Annotated in this window: 28 protein-coding genes; 14 read left to right on the forward strand and 14 right to left on the reverse strand. The window is 60.9% G+C overall.

The genetic code is table 11. The annotated features are described in order from the left end of the window. The first annotated feature begins 43 nt into the window (after nt 1-43). Nucleotides 44-571 carry a DUF1697 domain-containing protein gene (locus FHT92_RS03670; RefSeq protein ID WP_183822585.1) on the forward strand — a complete coding sequence of 176 codons (528 nt, stop codon included), beginning with the start codon at nt 44-46 and terminating at the stop codon, nt 569-571. Between the two features lie 96 nt (nt 572-667). Here the strand turns inward: FHT92_RS03670 and FHT92_RS03675 are convergent, their stop codons facing one another. Beyond that, nucleotides 668-2,095 (reverse strand): DHA2 family efflux MFS transporter permease subunit, encoded by a 1,428-nt coding sequence (locus tag FHT92_RS03675; RefSeq protein ID WP_183822587.1) that lies wholly within the window; start codon nt 2,093-2,095, stop codon nt 668-670. Nucleotides 2,096-2,355: 260 nt separating this feature from the next. Here FHT92_RS03675 and FHT92_RS03680 point away from each other — a divergent pair, with 260 nt between their 5' ends. The 4 genes from FHT92_RS03680 (at nt 2,356) to FHT92_RS29180 (ending at nt 7,488) form a co-directional block, all read left to right on the forward strand. Beyond that, nucleotides 2,356-3,858 (forward strand): protein adenylyltransferase SelO, encoded by a 1,503-nt coding sequence (locus tag FHT92_RS03680; protein ID WP_183822589.1) that lies wholly within the window; start codon nt 2,356-2,358, stop codon nt 3,856-3,858. 43 nt (nt 3,859-3,901) lie between these two features. After that, nucleotides 3,902-4,450, forward strand: a complete 549-nt coding sequence (locus FHT92_RS03685; protein WP_281412851.1) for a glutathione peroxidase — start codon at nt 3,902-3,904, stop codon at nt 4,448-4,450. A gap of 121 nt (nt 4,451-4,571) precedes the next feature. Next, the gene (locus FHT92_RS03690) at nt 4,572-6,911 is read left to right on the forward strand and encodes a glucose/quinate/shikimate family membrane-bound PQQ-dependent dehydrogenase (protein WP_183822591.1); all 2,340 of its coding nucleotides are present in this window, start codon (nt 4,572-4,574) and stop codon (nt 6,909-6,911) included. After that, a complete protein-coding gene (locus FHT92_RS29180; RefSeq protein WP_246735122.1) occupies nt 6,817-7,488 on the forward strand; it encodes a hypothetical protein in 672 nt (223 codons plus the stop codon). The genes FHT92_RS03690 and FHT92_RS29180 overlap by 95 nt, the downstream gene beginning before the upstream one ends. A 120-nt stretch (nt 7,489-7,608) precedes the next feature. Here the strand turns inward: FHT92_RS29180 and bla are convergent, their stop codons facing one another. The 3 genes from bla to dmeR form a co-directional block, all read right to left on the reverse strand. After that, nucleotides 7,609-8,493 carry a class A beta-lactamase gene (gene bla, locus FHT92_RS03700; RefSeq protein WP_183822593.1) on the reverse strand — a complete coding sequence of 295 codons (885 nt, stop codon included), beginning with the start codon at nt 8,491-8,493 and terminating at the stop codon, nt 7,609-7,611. Nucleotides 8,494-8,564: 71 nt separating this feature from the next. Beyond that, complete coding sequence (dmeF, locus tag FHT92_RS03705; protein ID WP_183822596.1) at nt 8,565-9,524, reverse strand: CDF family Co(II)/Ni(II) efflux transporter DmeF; 960 nt, start codon at nt 9,522-9,524, stop codon at nt 8,565-8,567. Between the two features lie 30 nt (nt 9,525-9,554). Further along, the gene (gene dmeR, locus FHT92_RS03710) at nt 9,555-9,827 is read right to left on the reverse strand and encodes a Ni(II)/Co(II)-sensing transcriptional repressor DmeR (protein WP_183822598.1); all 273 of its coding nucleotides are present in this window, start codon (nt 9,825-9,827) and stop codon (nt 9,555-9,557) included. 113 nt (nt 9,828-9,940) lie between these two features. Here dmeR and FHT92_RS03715 point away from each other — a divergent pair, with 113 nt between their 5' ends. From FHT92_RS03715 to FHT92_RS03735, 5 genes are all read left to right on the forward strand, one after another. After that, on the forward strand, nt 9,941-10,582 hold the full coding sequence (locus tag FHT92_RS03715) for a MarR family winged helix-turn-helix transcriptional regulator (protein WP_183822600.1): 642 nt from the start codon (nt 9,941-9,943) through the stop codon (nt 10,580-10,582). A gap of 40 nt (nt 10,583-10,622) precedes the next feature. Beyond that, a complete protein-coding gene (locus FHT92_RS03720; protein WP_183744829.1) occupies nt 10,623-11,339 on the forward strand; it encodes a hypothetical protein in 717 nt (238 codons plus the stop codon). A 152-nt stretch (nt 11,340-11,491) separates the two neighbouring features. After that, nucleotides 11,492-12,037: a TlpA family protein disulfide reductase gene (locus tag FHT92_RS03725; protein ID WP_183822602.1), complete on the forward strand. Its 546-nt coding sequence runs from the start codon at nt 11,492-11,494 to the stop codon at nt 12,035-12,037. 216 nt (nt 12,038-12,253) lie between these two features. Continuing rightward, on the forward strand, nt 12,254-12,748 hold the full coding sequence (locus FHT92_RS03730; RefSeq protein WP_183744835.1) for a GNAT family N-acetyltransferase: 495 nt from the start codon (nt 12,254-12,256) through the stop codon (nt 12,746-12,748). Nucleotides 12,749-12,788: 40 nt separating this feature from the next. Further along, nucleotides 12,789-13,367, forward strand: a complete 579-nt coding sequence (locus tag FHT92_RS03735; RefSeq protein WP_183822604.1) for a type 1 glutamine amidotransferase family protein — start codon at nt 12,789-12,791, stop codon at nt 13,365-13,367. A gap of 17 nt (nt 13,368-13,384) precedes the next feature. On the opposite strand, the gene FHT92_RS03740 is transcribed toward FHT92_RS03735, so the two are convergent. The 4 genes from FHT92_RS03740 to FHT92_RS03755 form a co-directional block, all read right to left on the reverse strand. Continuing rightward, complete coding sequence (locus FHT92_RS03740) at nt 13,385-13,663, reverse strand: hypothetical protein (RefSeq protein WP_183822606.1); 279 nt, start codon at nt 13,661-13,663, stop codon at nt 13,385-13,387. 39 nt (nt 13,664-13,702) lie between these two features. Beyond that, nucleotides 13,703-14,617, reverse strand: a complete 915-nt coding sequence (locus FHT92_RS03745; RefSeq protein WP_183822608.1) for a c-type cytochrome — start codon at nt 14,615-14,617, stop codon at nt 13,703-13,705. 124 nt (nt 14,618-14,741) lie between these two features. Further along, complete coding sequence (locus tag FHT92_RS03750; RefSeq protein ID WP_183822610.1) at nt 14,742-15,185, reverse strand: c-type cytochrome; 444 nt, start codon at nt 15,183-15,185, stop codon at nt 14,742-14,744. A 135-nt stretch (nt 15,186-15,320) separates the two neighbouring features. Continuing rightward, nucleotides 15,321-15,956 (reverse strand): LysE family translocator, encoded by a 636-nt coding sequence (locus FHT92_RS03755; RefSeq protein ID WP_183744850.1) that lies wholly within the window; start codon nt 15,954-15,956, stop codon nt 15,321-15,323. A gap of 127 nt (nt 15,957-16,083) precedes the next feature. Here FHT92_RS03755 and FHT92_RS03760 point away from each other — a divergent pair, with 127 nt between their 5' ends. Further along, on the forward strand, nt 16,084-16,785 hold the full coding sequence (locus FHT92_RS03760) for a YafY family protein (RefSeq protein WP_183744853.1): 702 nt from the start codon (nt 16,084-16,086) through the stop codon (nt 16,783-16,785). Between the two features lie 105 nt (nt 16,786-16,890). On the opposite strand, the gene FHT92_RS03765 is transcribed toward FHT92_RS03760, so the two are convergent. From FHT92_RS03765 to FHT92_RS03785, 5 genes are all read right to left on the reverse strand, one after another. After that, entirely contained in the window at nt 16,891-17,736 is an 846-nt protein-coding gene (locus FHT92_RS03765; RefSeq protein ID WP_183823813.1) for a metallophosphoesterase, read from the reverse strand. A gap of 75 nt (nt 17,737-17,811) precedes the next feature. Continuing rightward, the gene (locus FHT92_RS03770; RefSeq protein WP_183822612.1) at nt 17,812-18,033 is read right to left on the reverse strand and encodes a hypothetical protein; all 222 of its coding nucleotides are present in this window, start codon (nt 18,031-18,033) and stop codon (nt 17,812-17,814) included. A gap of 35 nt (nt 18,034-18,068) precedes the next feature. Continuing rightward, nucleotides 18,069-18,479, reverse strand: a complete 411-nt coding sequence (locus tag FHT92_RS03775) for an SRPBCC domain-containing protein (RefSeq protein ID WP_183822614.1) — start codon at nt 18,477-18,479, stop codon at nt 18,069-18,071. After that, entirely contained in the window at nt 18,476-18,799 is a 324-nt protein-coding gene (locus FHT92_RS03780) for a helix-turn-helix transcriptional regulator (RefSeq protein ID WP_183822616.1), read from the reverse strand. Before FHT92_RS03780 ends, FHT92_RS03775 begins: the two co-directional genes overlap by 4 nt. Nucleotides 18,800-18,949: 150 nt before the next feature. Further along, nucleotides 18,950-19,552 (reverse strand): superoxide dismutase, encoded by a 603-nt coding sequence (locus FHT92_RS03785; RefSeq protein WP_183822618.1) that lies wholly within the window; start codon nt 19,550-19,552, stop codon nt 18,950-18,952. A gap of 272 nt (nt 19,553-19,824) precedes the next feature. Between FHT92_RS03785 and FHT92_RS03790 the strand changes: the two genes are divergently transcribed. Further along, nucleotides 19,825-20,475: a class I SAM-dependent methyltransferase gene (locus FHT92_RS03790; protein WP_183822620.1), complete on the forward strand. Its 651-nt coding sequence runs from the start codon at nt 19,825-19,827 to the stop codon at nt 20,473-20,475. A gap of 60 nt (nt 20,476-20,535) precedes the next feature. Next, a complete protein-coding gene (locus tag FHT92_RS03795; RefSeq protein WP_183822621.1) occupies nt 20,536-21,267 on the forward strand; it encodes a sulfite exporter TauE/SafE family protein in 732 nt (243 codons plus the stop codon). Here the strand turns inward: FHT92_RS03795 and FHT92_RS03800 are convergent. Then, nucleotides 21,264-21,611, reverse strand: coding sequence for a nuclear transport factor 2 family protein (locus FHT92_RS03800; RefSeq protein WP_183822623.1), 348 nt, complete (start codon nt 21,609-21,611; stop codon nt 21,264-21,266). The two genes, FHT92_RS03795 and FHT92_RS03800, sit on opposite strands and share 4 nt — an antisense overlap. A 188-nt stretch (nt 21,612-21,799) precedes the next feature. Between FHT92_RS03800 and FHT92_RS03805 the strand changes: the two genes are divergently transcribed. Next, complete coding sequence (locus tag FHT92_RS03805; protein ID WP_183822625.1) at nt 21,800-23,029, forward strand: MFS transporter; 1,230 nt, start codon at nt 21,800-21,802, stop codon at nt 23,027-23,029. The last annotated feature ends 2 nt before the right edge of the window (nt 23,030-23,031 follow it).

Below are 23,031 nucleotides of genomic sequence, written 5' to 3' on the forward strand. Positions count from 1 at the left end.
TGCGGCGTGTTCTCAGCACGCCACTCAATCAACGGAGGGAGAAATGGCTGTCTATATCGCGCTGCTGAGAGCCGTGAATGTCGGCGGCACAGGCTCCCTGCCGATGGCGGAGCTGAAGGCGATCTGCGAGGAGCTCGGTTTCACTGACGTGAAGACCTACATTCAGAGCGGTAATGTGCTGTTTCGCTCGGATGAGGCCGAAAAAGCGATTGAAGAACAGCTCGACGAAGCGCTGGGCAAGAAGATGGGAAAGCGGCCGGGCGTGATGGTGCGTAGCCGTAAGGAACTCGATGGCATCGTCGCCCACGCTCCCTTCCTCGACGCCAAGCCGAATTTTCTGCTGGTCTATTTCCTGCCAGAAGCGGCACCCAAAGATGCCCTGGAAAAGATGGTGGCGCCCGATGGCGAGGAAGCGAAGCTCGCCGGGCGTGAGATTTATGTGCACTATCCCATCGGCTCAGGTCGGTCGAAGCTGAAGCTGCCGGCGCTGAAGGCGGGGACCTCCCGCAACCTGAACACCGTGCGCAAGCTCGCCGGCCTGGCGGCCGAGATGGAAGACGGCGAGGTTTAAAGCTGGCTGCTCCGGCTCATCGCCCCATAGACCGTGCCTGACGGCGACGAGCGGCGGCTGGATGGCTGCAGAAGAGCATCCTCACCAAGAGAACGCCTACTTGGCCTTGTAGCCGCTGATCTCTTCGCCTGCGGTCGGCGAGAAGCGGAGGTTCCAAATGGTGGCGGTGATTGAGATGATCGCAACTACGATGAAGGCGGTGGAGAAATCGCCAAGCTCAGGTGTTTCGACACCGTTGAAGGCCATCGAAGCATGCAGGGCCAGCGCACCGATGCAGATGCCGAGCGAGAGCATCAGCTGCTGGAAGGTAGTGTAGAAGCTTGTGGCCGAGCTCATGCGTTCCTGGCCGATCTCGTCATAGGCGATGGTATTGTAAGCCGTGAACTGGAACGACATGAAAAAGGCGCTGAACACCAATGCGATGAAGATCAGCGGCATCGGCCAATCCGGCCGGAAGGCGGCGCAGAGGCCGTAGCCGATGGTGCCGAGAATACCATTGATAATCAGGCTTCTGCGGAAGCCGACACGGCGGAAGACGGCACGCGCCAGCGGCTTCATGAACAGCGCGCCAAGCGCGGTGGAAATGACGATCTGCCCAGCGGCGGCCGCCGAAAGGCCGAAGCCGATCTGGAAGAGCAGCGGCAGCAGGAAGGGCTGCGCGCCCTGCGTGATGCGGGTCAGCGAACCGGCAATGACCGAAGTGCCGAAGCTCGGCACTCTCATCAGTGAGAAATCCATGATCGGCGCCGGATGCCTGCGGGCATGGCGCAGATAAGCGATGCCGAAGAGCAGACCGATCGCGATGAGGAAGATCGAAAACGAGCCCTGCCCTTGATGGCTTGACAGTTCGAAGCCGAAGAGCAGCGAGCCGAGTGAGATGCCCGACAGGATGAAGCCGATCGTATCGAAAGGACCGGCCGCCTTGCCCTTCACTTCGTCGATGTAGATCGAGACGAAGATCATGCCGATGATGCCGATCGGCACGTTGATGTAGAAGATCCAGCGCCAGTCGAGATAGGTGACGATGAAGCCGCCGAGCGGCGGGCCGACGATCGGGCCGATCAACGCCGGCACCAAAAGCCAGGACATGGCGCTGACCATATCCTTGCGGTCGACGCTACGCATCAGCACCAGACGGCCGACGGGCATCATCATGGCGCCGCCTATGCCCTGCAGCAGGCGGGCAAGCACGAGGAACGGCAAGGTCGGCGCGAAGGCACAAAGGATGGAGCCGACCACGAAAACGGCAATCGCCGAACGGAAGACGGTGCGCGAGCCGAAACTATCCGCCACGCGGCCGCTGGCGGGGATGAAGATCGCAAGGCTGAGCAGATAGGAGGTCAAGGCGATCGACATGGCCGGGGCGTCGACGCCGAAATCGCGGGCCATGGTCGGCAGCGCGGTCGCCAGCACCGTTGCGTCGACATTTTCCATGAGCATGGCGCTCGCGACAATCATCGCGATCACCCGGAAATTGGGTGCTGCACGCCGAGCCAACGGCGCATGATAAATCTGATCCGACATCGTCAGGGATCACTCGCAGTGGCGCAGCGGAGCACACGGGGCGACAGGGCCGCGGGAGAAGACATGGCAAAAATGCCAAGGGGAGATGATTTTGCTATACGCCGGCAATCATGGCGGCGCTATGTCTTTTATGGCAAATCTGCTTTGACGAAAGGGAAAGGCAGATCACCATTCCTTGCACTTTTTTGCCCTTCGTGAAGGGAGTAGTTTGGCACGAAGATCGGCTTGCGTGATCGCACCTGCGGCCCTACCTATTAGCCATGACCTCCGCCCTGCAGAAAAACCGGCCGGACACGGCCTTCGGCTTCGACAATAGCTACGTGCGGCTGCCGCAGAACTTCTTCGCCTTACAGGCGCCGACGCAGGTGGCCGAGCCATGGCTCATCAAGCTCAACGAGCCGCTGGCCAGAGAATTGGGACTTAATGTCGACATTCTGAAGCGCGACGGGGCTGCGATCTTTTCCGGCAACCTCATCCCCGAAGGTGCCGAGCCGCTGGCGATGGCTTATTCCGGCCACCAGTTCGGCCATTTCGTCCCGCTGCTCGGCGACGGGCGCGCGATCCTGCTCGGGGAGGTGATCGACCGGAACGGCAAGCGCCGGGATATCCAGCTCAAGGGTGCGGGGCAGACGCCCTATTCACGCCGGGGAGACGGGCGGGCAGCGCTTGGCCCAGTCTTGCGCGAATATATCATCAGCGAGGCGATGTTTGCACTCGGCATTCCCGCCACGCGGGCGCTTGCAGCCGTGCTGACCGGTGAAGGCGTTCGGCGTGAGGATGTCTTGCCGGGCGCCGTCTTCACGCGCGTTGCTGCAAGCCATATCCGCGTCGGCACCTTCCAGTATCTTGCCGCTGGTGGTGACGAGGATGGCATCAAGGCGCTTGCCGACTATGTGATCGAACGGCATTATCCCGAGTTGCAGGCGGCAGAGAATCCTTATCTTGCGCTCTACGAGGCTGTCTGCGACCGGCAGGCGGCGCTGATCGCCCGCTGGCTGCAGGTCGGCTTCATCCATGGGGTGATGAATACTGACAATATGACGATCTCGGGCGAGACGATCGATTTCGGTCCCTGTGCCTTCATGGACGCCTATGATCCGATGACGGTCTTCTCCTCCATCGATCAGCACGGGCGTTATGCCTATGCTAACCAGCCGGGCATCGGGCAATGGAACCTGGCGCGCCTCGGCGAGACGCTGCTGCCACTGATCGATGTTGACAGAGACAAGGCGATCGAACACGCCAACGCCATCATCAAGGCCTATGGCGAGCGGTTTCACGCCCATTGGCTGCAGGGTATGCGCGGCAAGATCGGCCTTGTTTCCGCCGAAGACGGCGATCTTGAACTCATTCAGTCGCTGCTGGCGCTGATGCAGGCACAGGCTGCAGACTTCACACTGACATTCCGGCGGCTTTCGGCCCTTGCAGGCGATCCGGAGGCAGAGAGCGCTTTCGCATCGACATTCCGCGAACCGGCTGCCACCGCCGATTGGCTCGCACAATGGCGCGAGCGGTTATCGCGCGATCCGCAGATGCCCGCAGATCGGGCCGCTGCCATGAAACGGATCAACCCGGCCTTCATTCCGCGCAATCACCGCGTCGAGCAGGCAATCGAGGCTGCCGTTCAGGATGGCGATTTCTCGTTGTTCGAGGCGCTGCTGGCTGTTCTTTCGCACCCCTATGATGAGCGGCCGGCATTTGCGGCATATACGGAGCCGCCGAAACCCGAAGAGCGGGTGCTTCAGACCTTCTGCGGAACCTGATTTCAGTGAATTCCATAACAATTGGCCATACTAAATGGAGATAATGATGACCGACCTTCTCGATATCCCGGTCAAGACCGTTCAGGGGCGTGAGACGACACTTAACGAATATCGCGGCCAGGTCCTGCTCATCGTCAACGTCGCCTCCAAATGCGGATTGACCGTGCAGTATGAAGGGCTTGAAAAGCTCTATGCCGACAAGCGCGAACGCGGCTTCGTCATCGCCGGCTTCCCGGCCAATGACTTCAAAGGCCAGGAGCCAGGCACAGATGCGGAAATCCTGGATTTCTGCACCAGTACCTTCGGCGTCGATTTCCCGATGTACTCCAAGATTTCCGTCAAAGGGCCGGACAAACATCCGCTCTATCAGAACCTGACCAGCGCAGACGTAGAAACGACGGGCGAAGGACCGATGCGCGAACGGCTGAAGAGCGCCGGCCTTGCCTCCGACGACAAGGAAATCCTCTGGAACTTCGAGAAATTCCTCGTCGGTCGCAACGGCAAGGTCGTTGCCCGTTTCGCCCCCGACGTGACGGCTGACGACAGTCGTCTGGTCTCGGCGATCGACCGCGAGCTTGCAAAAGCGAATTAGTGCGACAGTTTCAACCGCCGCGAATTGCGGCGGTTGAAAGGCAGCCCTTCCGCTCTACCTGCCTGATCGGCGTATGTTTTTCGCCATCCTCCGATCCGGCTAACCAGCGGGAGACTGCCGTATGGCAATCGTCATTACCTCCATCCTTTTCATCATTTTCGGACTGGCCCTAGGCGCCGGCGGGCTCTGGCTCGTCACGCTCGGCGGCAGCGTCTTCTATCTCTTCGCCGGACTGATGTTCCTGCTGACGGCAGGCCTGCTTCTCATGCGCAAGGCAGTGGCGCTCTGGGTCTATGCCGTGCTTGTGATCGTGGCCCTTGCCTGGGCGATCTGGGAGGTCGGATTCGACTGGTGGCAGCTCGGTCCACGCGGCGGGCTCATCATCCTCTTCGGGCTCTGGCTGCTGACACCGTGGATCCGCCGGCCGCTCGGCTTCCGCAGCCCGACCGGTACCTACTACGGCGCCAATCCCTGGCCGCTCGCCATTCCTGTTATCGCCGCCATCATCGTCGCTGTCTATTCGATGACGACGGATCCGCACGACCTCGCGGGCGACCTGCCGACGCAGGCGGTTACCGCCACGCCGACCTTCGGCGGCAATGTGCCTGATGGCGAATGGCACCAATATGGCCGTACGCCCTACGGCCAGCGCTATTCGCCGCTCGACCAGATTACCGTTCAGAATGTCTCCTCCCTTAAGGAGGCCTGGCGCTATCAGACCGGCGACGTGAAACGGCCCGACGACGTCGGCGAGACGACCTATCAGGTGACGCCGCTGAAGGTCGGCAACACGCTCTATCTCTGCACTCCGCACAATTGGGCGATCGCGCTCGATGCCAAGACCGGCCAGCAGAAATGGAAATATGGCGCCAATTCCGGCATGAACCCGGACCGGCAGCACCAGACCTGCCGGGGAGTGACCTATTACAGCGATGAGGCGACGCCGGCAGGCCAGCCCTGCAAGGAGCGCATCTACCTGCCGACTTCGGATGCGCGGCTGATCGCGCTCGATGCCACCAATGGACAGGTCTGCACGGGCTTTGCGGAACAAGGCGTGCTGCAGCTACAGGCCGGCATGCAGTACAATCCGGCCGGTTATTATTACTCCACCTCACCGCCAGTTGCCGTTGCGGGAAAAATCATCATCGGCGGGGCGGTCAACGACAACTATTCAACGAAAGAACAGTCCGGCGTCATCCGCGCCTATGACATCAACAGCGGCGCACTGATCTGGAACTGGGATTCCGGCAATCCGAACCAGACGACGCCATTGCCGGAGGGACAGCATTACACGACGAATTCGCCAAACAGCTGGTCGGTCTTCAGCGTCGATGATCAGCTCGGCATGGTCTATATCCCGCTTGGCAACCAGGTGCCGGACCAGCTCGGCATGAACCGCAGCGAGAATGTCGAGAAGTTCTCCTCCTCCGTCGTGGCGCTCGACATCAATACGGGCCAGCTGCGCTGGGTGCAGCAATTCGTCCACCACGATCTCTGGGACATGGACGTGCCGGCCCAGCCGGTGTTGCTCGATCTGACCAAGCAGGACGGAACGGCGGTGCCGGCGCTGGTGGCATCCACCAAGCAGGGCGATATTTACGTGCTCGACCGGCGCACCGGCCAGCCGATCATTCCCTTCAAGGAAATCCCGGCACCTGACGGAGCGATCCCGGAAGATCACACGGCACCGACGCAGCCGATCTCCGATCTTACCTTCTCGCCGGAGCCACTGCAGGAAAAGGATATGTGGGGTGTCTCGCTGTTCGACCAGCTTGTCTGCCGCATCGATTTCCACCGCTACAAATATGAGGGCCGATATACGCCGCCCTCGCTGCAGGGGACCATCGTCTATCCCGGTAATTTCGGCACCTTCAACTGGGGCTCGGTCGCCGTCGACCCGGAGCGGCAGGTGATGTTCGGCATGCCAACCTACCTCGCCTTCACCTCGCGCCTGGTGCCATCAGCCGATATTCCGCCGCGCGGGCAGGATGAGAAAGGCAGCGAACAGGGCCTCAACCGCAACGACGGCGCCCCCTACGGCGTATTCATGGGTCCGTTCCTCGGGCCGCTTCAGATTCCATGCCAGGCGCCGCCATGGGGCTATGTCGCCGGCGTCGACCTGCGTAGCGGCCGTATCGCTTACATGCACAAGAACGGCACGGTCCATGACATGACGCCGTTGCCTCTTCCCTTCAAAGTGGGCGTGCCCGGCATCGGCGGGCCGATGGTGACCAAGGGCGGCGTCGCGTTCCTCGGTGCAGCCGTCGACAACTATCTGCGCGCCTATGACGTGACGAACGGCCGCCAGCTCTGGGAGGCGCGTCTTCCGGCCGGCGGACAGGCAACGCCGATGACATATACGACCGATGACAACAAACAATATGTTGTCATGGTCGCCGGCGGGCATGGGTCTGTTGGCACCAAGCCCGGCGACTATGTCATCGCATACACGCTGCCGTAGTACGGCAGCGGAGAGACACAAGCTCCGGGCAGGTTTGCCCGATCATGCTGCTGCCGTTTTTCAAGGGGATTTTTTCATGGAAATCGGTAGCAGCCTTTCAATTTATTCCGGCCTTGGTGCGCTTTTCGAGCAGGGCAAATCCAAGAACAAACAGACCGACGAATTTGGCGGCAGTGTGCGCAATCAATCCGGCGCCGGCCTAGAGCCTAGCACGACGCCGCCGTCCATCGCCAATACGATGTGGGCGGTGCAGGCCGGCAACGAAACCTACATCAATCCGCCCTCCGATGAGGAGGCAACGATCAAGGAGGCAAATAAACGCGTCGCTGCTGAATTCAGCGAGTGGAGCAGCATGACGCCCGAAGAATTCATCCGTGCGCGTTATCTCGCGGCACACAATCTCACCGAGGACGACCTCAAGGCGATGTCCGCGGACGAGCGCGCCGCAATCGAGAAGGAAATCGCTGAACAGATCAAGCGCGAACTTGCAGGTATCGAGGATGGCGGAGACGGCAACAAAAAACCCGCCGCTGCGCAATCGACGAGCACGCAGGGCGAAGAAAACTCAGCCACCTGATCGCTACGCAAGTTCAAAAAGCCGCGAGTATGCTGCGCCGCGGCTTTTCAATGATCGACGTCCGGCCTGCTCCGATCCGCCGACCCCGGCGGAAGATCGTAGAAAATCAGGCGGCCTCTCCTACACCATCTCGGTGATCATCTTGCCGATTTCGGCGAAGACGGGATTGAATTCGTCCATCTTCACGGTTGTTTCCCCGATGTAGACGGCGGCGACGATCGGGCCGCGTTTGGGGGGCCAGATGATGGCAATATCGCCGGCAGAACCATTGTCGCCCGTGCCGGTCTTATCGCCGATCTTCCAATCGCCGGGCATGCCTGCGCGCAGGCGCGCGCCGCCGGTCGTGTTTGCAATCATCCAGTCGATCAGCTGATTTGCAGAGGTTTCCGCCAGAACCGAGCCGAGGGCGATATTGCCGAGAGAATCCAGCATTGCATCGGGTGTCGTGGTGTCGCGCGGATCGCCTTTCGCGGCCTCGTTTAGTGCGGTTTCCATGCGGTCCAGCCTTGTCGTGCCATCACCGATGGAGCGCAGCCAGTCGGTGAGTGCAGCCGGACCGCCAAAGCTTTCCAGCATCAGGTTGCCGGCGGTGTTGTCGCTCAGCGTAATGGCTGCCTTGCAGATCTCGGCTATCGTCATGCCGTCACCGCCCGCATGCTTTTCGGTCTCGGGGGAATAGGTGACGAGCTTGTCCTTGCCGTAGGTGATACGCCGGTCGAGGCTGTCATCGCCCTTGTCGACACGGGCAAGAACGAGGCCTGCAGCCAGGACCTTGAAGGTGCTGCACATGGCGAAGGGCTCGCTGCCGCGATAGCCGAAGGATACATTCGTGTCGCTGTCGAGAACGGAAACCCCGAGGCGCCCGCCAATGCGCGCTTCAAGCGCTGCGAGCCGCTTGTCGATATCGTCATTCTGCTGCTCGGCGCGCAAGCGAGGTGCAAAGCCCAGCGCAGGCAGCAGCAAGGCAGAGCCAATAAAGCTGCGGCGGGTGAGGCTGTGATTCATGAAGACCTCCGGGGAATCAGGATCACAGGCGTAAGGCCCGATTGCGGCGGCATCTCGGCTTTTTGGCGGGATCAGGCAGCGCGCGTGACCTCCACCGTCACATGCGACAACTCGCCCAGGCTCGCCAGCCTCTCCTTGTAGAAGGCGGTATCGCGCGACTGCGGCGTCAGCACCGCGACGATCGCTGCATGGTGACCGGGACCGACCTGCCAGACATGCAGATCGGTGATGCGGTCGCCATCGCCTTCGATCGCGTCCCGAATCTCGTCCGGCAGTGTTTCCCCTTCCGAGAGCACATCAAGCAGCACGGCGCCTGACGATTTCATCAGCCCCCAGGCCCATTGCGCGATGATGAGAGCGCCGACGATGCCCATCAGCGGATCAAGCCACAGCCAGCCATAGAGGCTACCGAAGGTGAGTGCGGCAATGGCGAGCACCGAGGTCAAAGCGTCGGCGATGACGTGCATATAGGCGGAGCGAATATTGTTATCCGCATGACCATGGTGATCATGGCCATGGGCATGATGATGATTGTGATGGTGATCATGCCCGTGACCGTGATGGTGGTGATCGTGGCCGCCACCACTGAGGAGCCAGGCACTGACGAGGTTGACGGCAAGGCCGATGACGGCCACGGCAATCGCCTGGCTGAAGCTGATCGGCACCGGCGACGTGATGCGCAGGAAGCTTTCCCACCCCATCAGCAGGGCAATCATCGCCAGAATGATGGCACTCGCGAACCCGGCGAGATCGCCGAGTTTGCCGGTGCCGAACGTGAAGCGCGGATTGCGGGCCTGCTTCCGGGCGAAGAGATAGGCGAGCGCAGAAATGAGCAACGCGCTGGCATGGGTGGACATGTGCCAGCCGTCGGCCACCAGAGCCATCGAGCCATAGATCGTGCCGGCGCCGATTTCGACCACCATCATGACCGCCGTCAGCGCGATTACAAGCCAGATGCGGCGTTCGTTGCGGGCATGGTCCTGCCCCAGGAAGACATGCTCATGTCCGTAGCTATTCGTTCCTGATATCATTTGCCAACTCCTTACCGATATCGATCCGGCTCAGCGGATATAGGTTCGCAATACTTCCGATATTTCCTCGACCGCCTCCGCCCTCGCCTTCTCGTCGGCTGCATGCAGCACGTGTTCGTGCAGATGGTCGTCCACCACTTCGCCCGTGAGACCCGTCAGCGCGCCGCGCACGGAGGCTAGAAGCTGGAGGATCTCGCCGCAGGGGCGCTCGCCCTCCAGCGCACGTTCGACCGCCTCGAGCTGCCCGCGGATACGGCTGACGCGGGCAATGAGCTTCTTCTTCTGATGGGTCGTATGGGACATGGCAGTCTCTGATGTAGTATAGGGGAGTACCCTATATTGCCTTCACGAAAAACGAAAGCGGCAATCCATCGAAGCCGCCTTGAATTTACATAGGACTCCTATATATTGCCTCTATGGAAACGCCAAAAGACCCAACATCGATCGACAACCGCATCAGCGAAGGCCTGACCCGCATCGCGATCGCGATGCGCAGCGACGAATGGTCAAAGGCCGAAAAGGCCGGACTGAAGCCGACGCAGCTTGCGATCCTCGAATTTCTCGCCGGCCGCGACAGTGCGCGGGTTAAGGAGATTGCGGCGCATCTCGGTGTCTCGCAGCCGACGGCGACGGATTCGATTGCGGCACTGGAGCGCAAGGGGCTCGTCGCCAAGGCGAGCGCTCACGGCGACAAACGTGCCACCGCGATCCGCATCACGGCGGAGGGAAAGGCGGCGTTCGGCTCCGTTTCGCCGATCGAAACGGCAGCGATGGAAGCAGCCCGATCGCTTTCCCCAGGCGAGCAGGAAGGCCTGCTGCTGTCGCTCGTCAAGATGATCCGGCATCTGCAGGAGGCAGATGCCATACCGATCCAGCGGATGTGCACGAGCTGTCGTTACTTCCGTCCCTACCAGCATTCCGGTGCGGCCAAACCGCACCACTGCAATTTCGTGAACGCGGCCTTCGGCAGCAATGAGCTGCGCATCGACTGCCGCGACCATGAAACCGCCGATCCGGCAACCCGGGCTGCCACCTGGGATGCCTTCGAAAAAGGATAGGCGCACTCTCCAGGCAACCTAGAAAGAGAAGGAAATCAAAATGTTGAGAAAATTGATAACTGGCGCGGCCATCGCCGGAGCGCTATCCCTTTGGCTCGGCTCAGCTATGGCGCATCCCGTCAAGGCCGAACCGTCCGAAGGCGTGAAAGCCTCGTTCGACATCATCGAAACCAAAATCGTCACCAAGGGCGACAAGGCGGTCTTCTCGACCCGCGTACGCGGCGAGGCCGGCGCAGAAAAGCCCCCTGCGACAGGCAAGTTCGAAGGCTCCGGTGTCTATGCCTATGTCTGGCCGACCTCGCTCAACAGCGGCGATATCGGCTTCGAAAGGGATCAGGGCATCGTGGCGCTGGCCGTGACTTTCCATCCTGACTTCGACGATGCCGCCAATAAGGGCAAAAACCGCGATGTCTGGCATCCGCACTGGGTCGTGCTCAATGAGGACAAGGCATGCGCCGGCGGATTGAAGGTGACCGACATCCCTGACGGCGCCAAGCCGAAGCTTCCCGCCACATGGCCGGGCGTTCCGCTGCTGATCGACAGCCCGAATTATCCGACGGTGCTGAAGGGCGACCGTGTCGATGTCGCCATCCCGCTGTCGCTGCTCGGCGGAATTACCGGCGCTTCCTATGACGGCGTGACCGCAGGGCTGAAGGTCAACGGCAACCTGCATGCGCCGCTGCTTTGCGTGGACAATGTCTTCAAGGTCGCCTCCGGCAATCTCAGCCTGCCGGGCAAGGTCATGCCTGCAAAGTGAGCGGGTCGCCGGTCCGGCGACTGCCATCGCCGGACCGGCTCTTTCCTCTCTCCAGGCAAATAGAGAAGAGAAAACACCAGGCAGGTTTAATCCTTTGCGCCCCGGATGCAACTGATGACGCAAGCACCTGCCCAAAGAGCAAGGATTTCGCCATGTCCGACCTGATACTCGCAGCGGAACTTTCCGTCAGCGATTGGTTCAACACACCGCAGCCGCTCTCCATCGCCGGACTGCGCGGCAAGGTGATCTTCCTGCACAGTTTCCAATTGCTCTGCCCCGGCTGCGTGGCTGAAAGCCTGCCGCAGGTGCGCCGCATCGAGCGCATCTTCGCCAACACGGATCTCCAGGTCATCGGCCTGCACACGGTCTTCGAACATCGCGAGGCGATGACGCCAACCGTGCTCAAGGCTTTCATTCACGAATACCGGCTGACCTCGCCCATCGGTGTCGATCAGGCCGAGCAGCGCTCCGACATACCGGTGACGATGCGCCGCTATGGTTTCAGGGGAACACCCTCATCCGTCCTGATCGGCCGCGATGGTGCGATCCTGCATCATGCATTCGGCGTCGAGGATGATATCGCACTCGGCGCTCGCATCGGCATGGCGCTTGCAGCATCCGTTCGGGCGGCGACATCAGATGAAAATGCAGAGGGCTGTGTGGCAGGTATCTGTGCCGCGCCAGCAGGTGCCGCCTGATCGCCTCCGATCTGAGGCCAAACTGCCATTGACAATCATGCGGTTTCGGAGAATCTATGGCGCATGATCAAGAACGCACACCATAACCGCTCGTATTTTTGGCTGTACCTGTAAAGGGCGGCCGAGACAGATCATAATGTCAACAAGCCGCCGTCAGGCGGCTTTGTTGTATCAGCAGCGTCCTGGCGGCATAAACGTAAAAAGGACGCGAAGGCCATGCTTGAAATCGAAGACAGCGAAATATCACTCATGCGCCCGCCGGTGGTGACGATCCGCACCGCCAAACCCCGCGACATCTGCGAACTCCATGAAATGATCGGCCTGCTTGCCGCCCATCATGGCGACATATCGGCCTCGACGCCGGAACAGCTCGAGCGCGACCTCTTCGGCCCGACGCCCTGGATTTCTGCCATTGTCGCCGAAGGCAGCGAGGGACTGATCGGTTACGCGATCCTCGTTCCGCTCTACAGGGCGCAGGAAGGCAAGCGCGGAATGGACCTGCATCACCTTTTCGTGCGCGACGGCCATCGCGGTCATGGCACCGGCCAGCTTCTCGTCGACCGCGCCCGCGAAACGGCGCGCATTGCGGGCTGCGATTACCTCTCCGTCAGCGCTGCGACCGGCAATCTCAAGGCTCACCGCTTCTACGAACAGATGGACTTCACCCCTCGCCCGGTCACCGGCATGCGCTATATGCAGGCTCTGTCGTGAGTGGCTCCAGCCGCTCGGCCATCTTGCAAGGGAGGAAGGCATGACCCGACTGGCGGTGGTTCTGACCGAAGGCTTCGCGGACTGGGAAGTGGGGCAGCTTGCTGCCTCCGCCCGCACCCATTTCGGCTTCGATGTGGTGACGGCAAGTCCCGGCGGCGCGGAAATCCGCTCCATGGGCGGCATGCGGGTGGCGGCCGATACTGTGGCCGAGAACCTGCATGGCGACGCTTTCGATGCGCTTGTTATCTGCGGGGGCACGATCTGGGAAACCGAAAGGGCGCCCGACCTTTCATCCGTCATCGATGATTTCATCTCGCGTGGCAAGGTCACTGCTGCGATCTGCGGCGGGACGCTCGCCCTGGCGCGCACGGGCGCGCTGAACAATATTCCGCATACCAGCAACGCGCCCGACTTTATTGCCAGTGCTGAGGGCTATCGCGGCCAGGCGCATTATCGCGACGGTCCGCAGGCCGTAAGATCGGGCATGATCGTGACTGCGCCAGGTTCGGCGCCGATTACCTTTACGGCTGAAATCTACCGGGCGCTCGGCTTCGGCAGTGAAGAACTCGACACCTATGTGCAGATTCTCGGCGCGGAGCATCAGCCGAAGGCGGCCTGACGCCCCAAGCATGCCAATCATTTGAGCCGTCGAACCTCTTTCGGCAGGCTGTCTCCGGGCGCCACCTCATGCACCGGGCGGGTCGCCCATTGGTGCAGTGCTCTCCTCACGAACAGGAAGGCTGCGGTCCTCGCCTGCGCCAGATCGCGGGGATCATCGAGACGGCTGGCAATCTTTGCCTCCATCACGGCGAGCGTATCGGTGAACCAGCGCGCAAGAATCGCGTTGCGCGCGGCGAGCCGTTCACGCACGCGGGCAATTGCGGCGTCTGTTTCCTCAAGGGTCGGGTGCTTCATTGTGCCAGTGTGGCCGGCTGTGCTTGTGCCAAACAGACGCTACTTGCTCGGAACCGCCTTCAGATAGGCGGAAATCGCCTCGATGTCGGACTGCGGCAGATGGGCGATGTTCCGCTGCACGTCAACCATCTGGCCGCCGGCAGAGTCGAAATCGGGGGTGAAGCCGGTCTGCAGGTAGTTGGTGATATCGGCCTCGCTCCAGGAGCCGACGCTCTTCGAGCCCGGCGTGATGTCTGGTATGCGACCCTTGCCTTCCGGGTTCGGCGCCCCGGAAAGCCACTGGTCACGGACGAAGCCACCGAGGGAATCGCGCGGGGTGTGGCATTCGCCGCAATGGCCGAGACCTTCGACCAGATACTGGCCACGCTTCAACTTGTCGTCGGCATTGGCAAGCACGACGCGGGGTTGATCATTGAAATAGAGGAGTTTCCAGCCGCCGAGCGCCAGGCGGATGTTGAAGGGGAACGGCAATTCGTGCGGCGGAGTGACATTGCTGCTCTTCGGCAAGGTTTTCAAATAGGCGAAAAGGTCGTTGACGTCCTTGTCGCTCATGCGCGTATAGGAGCCGTAGGGGAAGGACGGATAGAGATGCTGCCCGTCGGGGCCGACGCCGCGCTTCATGGCGTTGCCGAACTGAGCGAGCGTCCAGCGGCCGATGCCGGCCTGCTCATCCGGGGAAATATTCGGAATATGGAAGGTGCCGAAGGGGCTTTTGAGTGCAAGGCCGCCGGCAAGGATCAGCTTCGCATCGCCTTCCGCTCCGGGCGTGGCATGACAGCTGACGCAGCCGCCGGTCCAGAAAACCTTCTCGCCATTCGCAACGTCGGGAGCGCCGAGATTGGCCCAGTGGCTTTCCGGCAGCGCATCGGGCGCCGTGACGAAATAGAAGGCCGCGCCGCCGAGCACCACCACGCCGATGAGACAGAGCAGAATGCGGATGAACCTGCGGACCATGCGCCGCCTCTCCTTACGGTCGATATCAAGGGCTTGCCGGCCCGGCAGCCGGAAGAATAAGGCAATCCGCACCGGCGGCAAGACCAGTGCGGATCATGGGATCATGCGAGAAGCGCTCTATCGCTTAGTCTTTTTTGATGCGATAGAGCTGATGACAGCCACCACAATTGCCGCCGACCGCGTTCAGCGCAGCGCCGACGCCGGCAGCATCGGCCGGAAGCCGAGCGAGAACGGTTTCGGTGTCGGCAGACAGCTTCGCGGCGCGTGCCTTGAAGTCGTCCATGTTTTCCCAGATCTTCGGACTGGCTTCGCTGTCGCCCGTCTCGGTACCCGGCTTGAACTGGTCCGGAAAAGCCTTCGCCGTTTCGGCGATCGTCTTCAGAGCCGTCTTCACGGCTTCGGCATCATAGGGCTTGGTGCCCTTGGCGATGGCAGCGAGAGAACCTGCTGCGCCGCCGATCTGCTTCATCATTCCAATGCGTGCGTCGTGCGTGCCGTCGGCGGCCACAACCGGGCCAAGGGCGATGCCGGCGAACGCCATGGCCGCAGCCACTGCTTTCCAATTCATATTCTCTCTCTCCATTGTTCCGCCGGCGAAGCCGGCCGAGGGCAATCTGCACCGTGATCATGACAAAATCCATGTCGCCGAATAGTCACGTTTAGCCGGATCCTCATAAAAACAATGTGATAAGAAGAGGCAGGATCAGGCCGCCTTCCACCCTTGCCATAGACTGACCGCGGAGATGACAACCAGCAGCAGGCCAGCGAGGCGGCCGATGACGGCCGTCGTCTTCGGGTTGGACACCAGGAGATCGCGGCTGCGGCCGGCCGTCATCGCAAGCGTGCCGTAGACGGCAAACTGTGTGAGCACAGTCATAATGCCCATGATCAGCCCCTGCAGCCAGATCGGGCCATATTCCGGCTTTATGAATTGCGGATAGACAGCGAGCACGAAGATATAGGCCTTGGGATTGACGAGGCAGGTGACCGCACCCTGCCGGAACGCCTTCCAGGTGGAGCGAGCCGTGCTGGGGCCGACCGTTTCGACCTTGACCGAGCTACGCATCAGCGAGATGCCGATCCAGATCATATAGGCGACGCCGGCAAAGAGCAGCACGTTGAAGACACCAGGCAGCATGGCGACGAGAATGCCGACGCCCGCCGCACCATAGGCCGAATGCACCGCCCCGCCGAGCATGATGCCGCTGGTGGCGGCCAGACCCCGCCTGGTGCCGCCCGTCAGCGAATTGGCGAGCACGAAGAGCATGTCCATACCGGGCACGATGATGATGCCGAAGAGAAGGGTGAAGTAGAGCCAGAGGCTTTCGTGGTAGTCCATGTCAGTTGTCCATCTTCCTTTCAGGCACGCTTCTGACGAAGCGCGTTGAATTTCAATTCGATAGACGACTCTATACGGCAAGCCAACTGACAGTGTATTGTCAGGAGCGTGGGAGAAAGGGCGGCAAATGCGCAAGGCCTCCAGGCTTTTCGAGATCATCCAGATATTGCGGCTGGCGAAGAAGCCGATGACCGCCGCGGTCATGGCTGAAAAGCTGGAAGTGACCGTACGCTCGATCTACCGCGATATCGCCGCGCTGCAGGCGATGCGGGTGCCGATCGAGGGCGGGCGGGGCATCGGCTATATCATGCGGCCGGGCTTCGACCTCCCGCCGTTGATGTTTTCGATCGAGGAGACGGAGGCGATCGTGCTGTCGCTGGCGTTGCTGGAGCGCACCGGTGACGAGGAGTTGAAGCTCGCGGCCCGACGTGTCAACCAGAAGCTTGCCGGCGCCGTGCCGCCGCCGTTGCGGCAGGCGATGGAGACCAAGGCGCTGTATGCCTGGGGCACGGTCGCACCGGCACCTGCAGGAGTGGACCTTGCCATTGTGCGCCGGGCGATCCGCGACGAACGCAAACTCAAGCTCAACTATCGCGACGAAATGGGACGCGCGACTGAGCGGATGATCCGCCCCATCGCGCTGATCTATTATTCCCAGACCGCCAATATCGTCGCCTGGTGCGAACTCAGGCAGGCGATCCGCAATTTCCGCGGCGACCGGGTGGAGGTCTGCTCGGAGGCCGACACCTTTTTCAAGGGCGAAGGTGACGGGCTGCGCTCGCTCTGGACGCAGAGCTGGATGGAGAAGCCGCTGGCCGCGAATGCTTGAGTACGCGATACCCTGCAAATAGGCGTTCACCACCGAGGGCGGAAGCGCCGGAGCAGCGAGCACAGAAACCGACGCTTGCGCCAGGAGGACGGAAGGCCGCCGAATTCAGTAAACCAACGTGCGGCTATCCTCGCGGCCGAAACCGCGAATCTCCATCCGGTTCGCATACACATCGACGATGGCGAAGGTGTTTTCGCTCTCGGTATCGACCACGCCCTTGAAATTGACGAAGTGGCAGCCACCGACCTCGCCGTAATTGCCGACATGGTTGTGACCGTTGAGATAAGCGACGACGTTTTGCTGCGGGGACAGGAGTGCGATGATGCGCTCGCGGTCCCACATATCATGTTCACAGGGTGGATAGACGGGGAAGTGATTCATCACAATCACCTTCTCGCCCGCGACCTTCGCCGCTTCGATTTCGCCAGCCAGCCAGGCGAACTGTCCGTCACTCAGCGACGCGTTCCATTCATGGGCGTTATTGGCGCCGGCTGCCAGCAGAGCCGCCAGACGCTCGCGACCAAGCGCACGATGGGGATGGTCTTCCGGCGGCGCGAAGGTGCTCACCTCATTGCCGTTGAGCACGATGAAGCGGAAACTATGGCGCTGGAAGCTGTAATAAGGTGCTGGCATGCCGACCCGTTCCGCGACCTTCTCCAGATGCTCAGGAGCGACTCCGAAGTCGTGATTGCCGAGCAGGAAGTGCGCCTCGTGCCGCAGCTTTTCATAGACCGGGAGGATATCGTCGAAGCTATTGAAATCGCGGTCGATAATATCGCCGAGTGTCATGACGAAACTCAGTTCCTCGCCATTGAAGGTCTCGATCGCAGCGCCGACCTTGGCGAGGCTGTTGGCATAATAGCGGCCCATCTCGACTTGCGGTTCGATGGCAGCATATTGCGGATCGGCGATGATTCCGAAGCGGAAAAGCGGATGATCGGCTGATGACATGCCGCGTGATGTAGAGGCCGCGGATGACAGCGATGTGACGGCTGCCAGCCACGGTCTCCGCGGAAAACGCATTCCCTACCCTGCATCCGATACCCGCTCGCTGCGACCGGTGAAATAGGGCAATGCGAACATGTAGAGGCCACTGAACAGCAGCAGGAAAAGCGGCGGCAGCGGCGAATAGACCAGCCAAGCGGGCGGCGTGCCGAAGGCCATGGTACCGAAATTGGCTATGACAGTCAGCGTGAAGATGATGGACAGCCAGCGGTGAAGCTGGCGGATAGACTTGTTCCAATTCAATGCTATTTCCTCCTCAACAGGCCGAAGCCTTTGTCTCAGTCTTCGCGCCGCAGAACTTCCTGCAGATTGTCCAAGAAGCGCTGCCAGCCGAACTTGGCGCCCTGGTAGGCCTGTTCCTGGTCCGGGCGGAAACCTGCCTGCTCCATGCGCAGACGCGTGCCGGAACCGGCGGGGGTCAACGTCCAGGTGACGGTGCTTTCGAGGCCGTAGGCATCCCATGTGTAGGAAAGGGTCCTGTTCGGCTCGATCTCCAGTACCTTGCAATTGACGGAGCCCCATTCGGCGGTGAACTTGAAGCCGTGATCGCGCTCGGGCTTGAAATCGCTTTTCATCAGCCACTCCGCAATCAGATGCGGCTGCGTCAGCGCACGCCAGATCTTCTCCGGCGGGAACGCGATCTCCCGCTCGACGATGACGGAGCGGACTTCAGTTGCGGTGTCGTTCATTGGTCCATCCTTTTGAGCAAGTCTTCCAGAGCGTCGAACCGGCCTTCCCAGAAGCCGGCCATCTCCGTCGCCCAGTCCGCCAGAGGAGCAAGCGCCTTGATCTCGGCGCTGTAATGAGTCTGGCGGCCTTCATGACGGTCGCGCACGAGGCCGGCAGCTTTGAGCACCGCCAGGTGCTTCGAAACGACCGGCTGGGAAACACCGGCGCCGACCGTCAGAATGCCGACCGTCTTCTCGCCTTCACGGCACAAACGCTCGAAAATGGCGCGCCGGGTCGGATCGGCTAGCGCCTTGAAAAGTGCGTCCTGAACATTCGACATCAGAATTCATACCTGATTGGCTATGGGTCAACTTATAGCCATACGGGTATGAGTGAGTCAAGCAGCTTCGAAGGTATTTGTTTCGGCAGAAACGAAAACACCCGGCGCTTGGCGGCGCCGGGTGTTAAAAAACCAAAGCTTTATAAATGTTTATTTCGTTGCCGCTTCGTAACGTTCCAGGACGTAGTCCCAGTTGATCAGGCTGTCGATGAAGGCTTCGAGATACTTCGGACGAGCGTTGCGGTAGTCGATGTAATAGGAATGTTCCCAGACATCGACGCCGAGGATCGGTGTCGCGCCGTGCACGAGCGGGTTTTCGCCGTTCGGGGTTTTGGAGATTTCGAGCTTGCCGTTCTTGACGGAAACCCAGGCCCAGCCGGAGCCGAACTGGGTGGCGCCGGCATTTGCGAAATCGGCCTTGAACTTGTCATAGCCGCCGAGATCGGAATTGAAGGCTGCTTCGAGCTTGCCCGGCAGCTTGTTGCCGCCGCCGCCCTTCTTCATCCACTTCCAGAAATGGATGTGGTTGTAGTGCTGGGCAGCATTGTTGAAGAGGCCGGCATTGGTGCCGAAAGACTTCTTGACGACCTCTTCCAGCGAGAGATCGGCCATGCCGGCTTCCGCTGCAAGCTTGTTGCCGTTGTCGACGTAAGCCTTGTGGTGCTTGTCGTGGTGGAACTCCAGCGTCTCCTTCGACATGAAGGGAGCAAGGGCTTCGTAGTCATAGGGAAGTTCAGGCAATTCGAAAGCCATATCAGATCTCCTCTTGGCAATAGATTGCGTCATCGGCAGGTGAGGCGGAACATAGGAGGGGAAGCACAGACAGGCAACCGGCGAATTATCAAAAAACAACGACTTCGAGGAAAAAACACCTCTCGCCACAGGCTCTCTTCGAAAGCGCAAACCGCGGGGAGTATCGCGCTTTGCGGGACATGAAAGCGGCGTGGCCACAAGGAATTGCAATGCCGCCGGAACCGGAGCCTGCCTTCATGAGTTTGAAGGCAGGGTCTGGAGGAGGCGCGCACGTGGGACAAGTTCACAATCAGGCGGAAGACCAGCAGAAAATTTACCAGCGCTGGGCGCCGGTCTATGACCGGCTCTATCGTGGTCTCCTGCGCGACGGGCATCGCACGCTGGCGCAGCTTGCAGCTAGGGCCGGTACGGACATTCTGGAAATCGGCGTCGGCACCGGGCTGGTGCTTTCCCACTATCCCCGGCGCTCCAGGGTGACGGGCATCGACATTTCCGAGCATATGATCGCCAAGGCGCGGGAAAAAATCGCCCGCGACAAGCTTTTCCATGTGCGGCAATTGCAGGTGATGGACGCGCACGCGCTGGCTTTTGAAGATAAATCTTTCGATGCTGTCTGCCTGCCTTTCGTCATTACGCTTATTCCCGAGCCGGAACGGGCGCTGGACGAATGCGCCCGTGTTTTGCGGCCGGGCGGCGAGATCATCCTGGCCAGCAAGCTCGGCGACGGTGCAGGACTTCAGGGCGCGATCGAGGAGGTGGTGGCGCCGCTTGCCCGGCGGATCGGCTGGAGCTCGTCTTTCCGGATCAGCCGGATCACCGACTGGGCACGCAGGAGCGGTTTCGATGCAATTGAAATATTGCCGGTTTTCCCGAACGGCTTCTTCAAGGTCATGCGCCTCAAGCAGCGCTTTCCAAACGTCTGAGACGGAACCTTTTCGTGCTCGACATGTTTGCGGCCAAGCCTTCGCTCGTCAGGGATTTTCATGAGCACGGATTTCTTCCTCTTCGTCATCGTCGGTTTCTGCGCGCAGATCGTTGATGGCGCCCTCGGCATGGCCTTCGGTGTGCTGTCCACGACCAGCCTGCTGACGCTCGGCGTGCCTGCTGCCAACGCCAGCGCCATGACGCATGTGACGGAACTGTTCACGACGGCGGCGTCGGGCATCTCCCATGTCTGGCATCGCAATGTCGACTGGAAGCTGGTGGCGCGGCTGGCGCCGGCCGGCATGATCGGCGGGGCGGTTGGCGCCTTCCTGCTTGCCAGTGTCGACGGCAAGGTGATCGAGCCCTTCGTCTCGGCCTATCTGATCGCAATCGGCCTCCTCATTCTCTGGAAGGCCTTCCACCCGACGCCGAAGCGCGATGTCCGCGACTGGATGGTGCCGCCAGTCGGGCTTTGCGGCGGCGTGCTGGACGCTATCGGCGGCGGCGGATGGGGGCCGGTCGTCACCAGCTCGCTCGTCGGCCGTGGTCACGATCCGAAGCGGGTGATCGGCTCGACCAATTTCACAGAATTCGCCGTGACGCTGATCATCTCGATCACCTTCGCGCTGGCGCTCGGCTGGTCGGAACTCGGCTCGGCGGCGGGCCTGATCATCGGCGGGGTTATCGCCGCGCCGTTCGGAGCGATCCTCGTCAAGCGGCTGCCGGTGAAACCGCTGATGATCGCAGTTTCCATCGTCATCATCGCGACATCGGCCGTGCGGCTCTTCTAGGTCGTGTTGCGGCCGAAATAGACATCGACCGAGGCTATCCTGTCACCGTCGAAACGGAAACTTTCCATGTTGCGGAAGGCCTTGCCATCAGTCATTTCGGCACGGTAACGGACGACCGCCTCATCACCCTGAACCGTGAGGAACTCGATGTCGAAGGCCTTCAACGCCGGCTCGTTCGGCCAGCATCGCTCAAAATAAGCGGTGCGGTCGATATGATTGTCCTGTGGACTGGAGAAAGTGAAATCCTCAGCCAGCATCGCGCCGACGAGATCCTTGCGGTGACCGATATAGGCTGCGTAGAGATCGCGCAGCATCTGTGCGCGGTGTTGATCGCTATTAATCATGTCTGCTCCTTCATATTACTGATTGCATATTGCAATCAGTAAGCGGCGAAACCATGGCATTCAAACTGCCGTCCCCTTGTCGACAGGTCTGATCGGGGGGAATTCGTCCTTGGCAGGATTCCGGTCGGTGCGTAAAGTGAGGATCGCTTCATCTTGGCCGCGCCAGACTGTACCGAAGAAGATCCGCAATGACAGACACTCGATGGGACGCCGCGAAGGTGGTGCCCGGATCCGCCTACTGGAAACGCAATCTCGTCATCTCATTGCTTGGTTCGTTCACGACCATCGTGGCGATGACGCTGCTGCTTCCGTTTCTTCCGCTTTATGTGGAAGAACTTGGCGTGAGCGATCATGCGGCGATCGTGCAGTGGTCGGGCATCGCCTATGGTGCGACCTTCTTTGCTGCCGCCTGTGTGGCGCCGCTCTGGGGCCGCCTGGGAGACATCTACGGGCGCAAGCTGATGCTGGTGCGCGCCAGCCTCGGCATGACCATCGCCATCTCGCTGATGGGAATGGCCGGCAGCGTCTGGCAGTTGGTGGCGCTGCGCCTCTTCGTGGGCCTGGCGGGCGGTTATGCCTCCGGCTCGATGGTGCTGGTGGCGACGCAGACGCCGAAGGACCGGTCTGCCTGGGCGCTCGGCGTGCTCTCGTCCGGCATCATGGCCGGCAATCTCGTCGGGCCGCTGATCGGCGGGGCACTGCCGCCCATCATCGGCATCCGCGGCACGTTTCTGGCCGCAGGCGGCATGATCTTCATTGCCTTCCTGGCAACCACGTTCCTGATCAAGGAGGAGAAATCGGCAGCCCGAAAGCAGGCGGCTAAGGCCTCCGGCGGCTGGAAATCCATTCCAGACAAGGGGCCGGTGGTCGCCATGCTCGCGACCGGCCTGCTGCTGATGCTCGCCAACATGTCGATCGAGCCGATCATCACCGTCTATGTGGCGCAACTCGTCCCTGATCAGGATCAGGTGACGATGGTGGCCGGCATCGTGATGTCGGCGGCAGCGCTCGGCAGCATTCTCTCCGCCTCGCGGCTCGGGAAGCTTGCCGACCGGATCGGCCACTGGCCAGTCATTGCGGGCGCGCTCGCAATCGCGGGACTGCTGCTCATTCCGCAGGCCTTCGTGACCGCCTCATGGCAGCTGATCGGCCTGCGCTTCCTAATGGGCCTGGCGCTCGGCGGGCTGCTGCCCTGCATCACTGCCGTCATCCGGCACAATGTGCCGGATAGTGCCGCCGGCAGCATTCTCGGACTGTCCATTTCTTCGCAATATGTGGGACAGGTCACCGGGCCTATCCTTGGCGGTTTCGTCGGCGGCCATATCGGCATGCCGGCGGTCTTTCTCGGTACCAGCGTCCTGCTGCTGGCGGGCGCGGCCTTCACATGGCTGGTGCGGACGAAGGAGGAGGAAGCCTGAAC

The organism is Rhizobium sp. BK377 (assembly GCF_014193935.1).
Classification (GTDB): domain Bacteria; phylum Pseudomonadota; class Alphaproteobacteria; order Rhizobiales; family Rhizobiaceae; genus Rhizobium.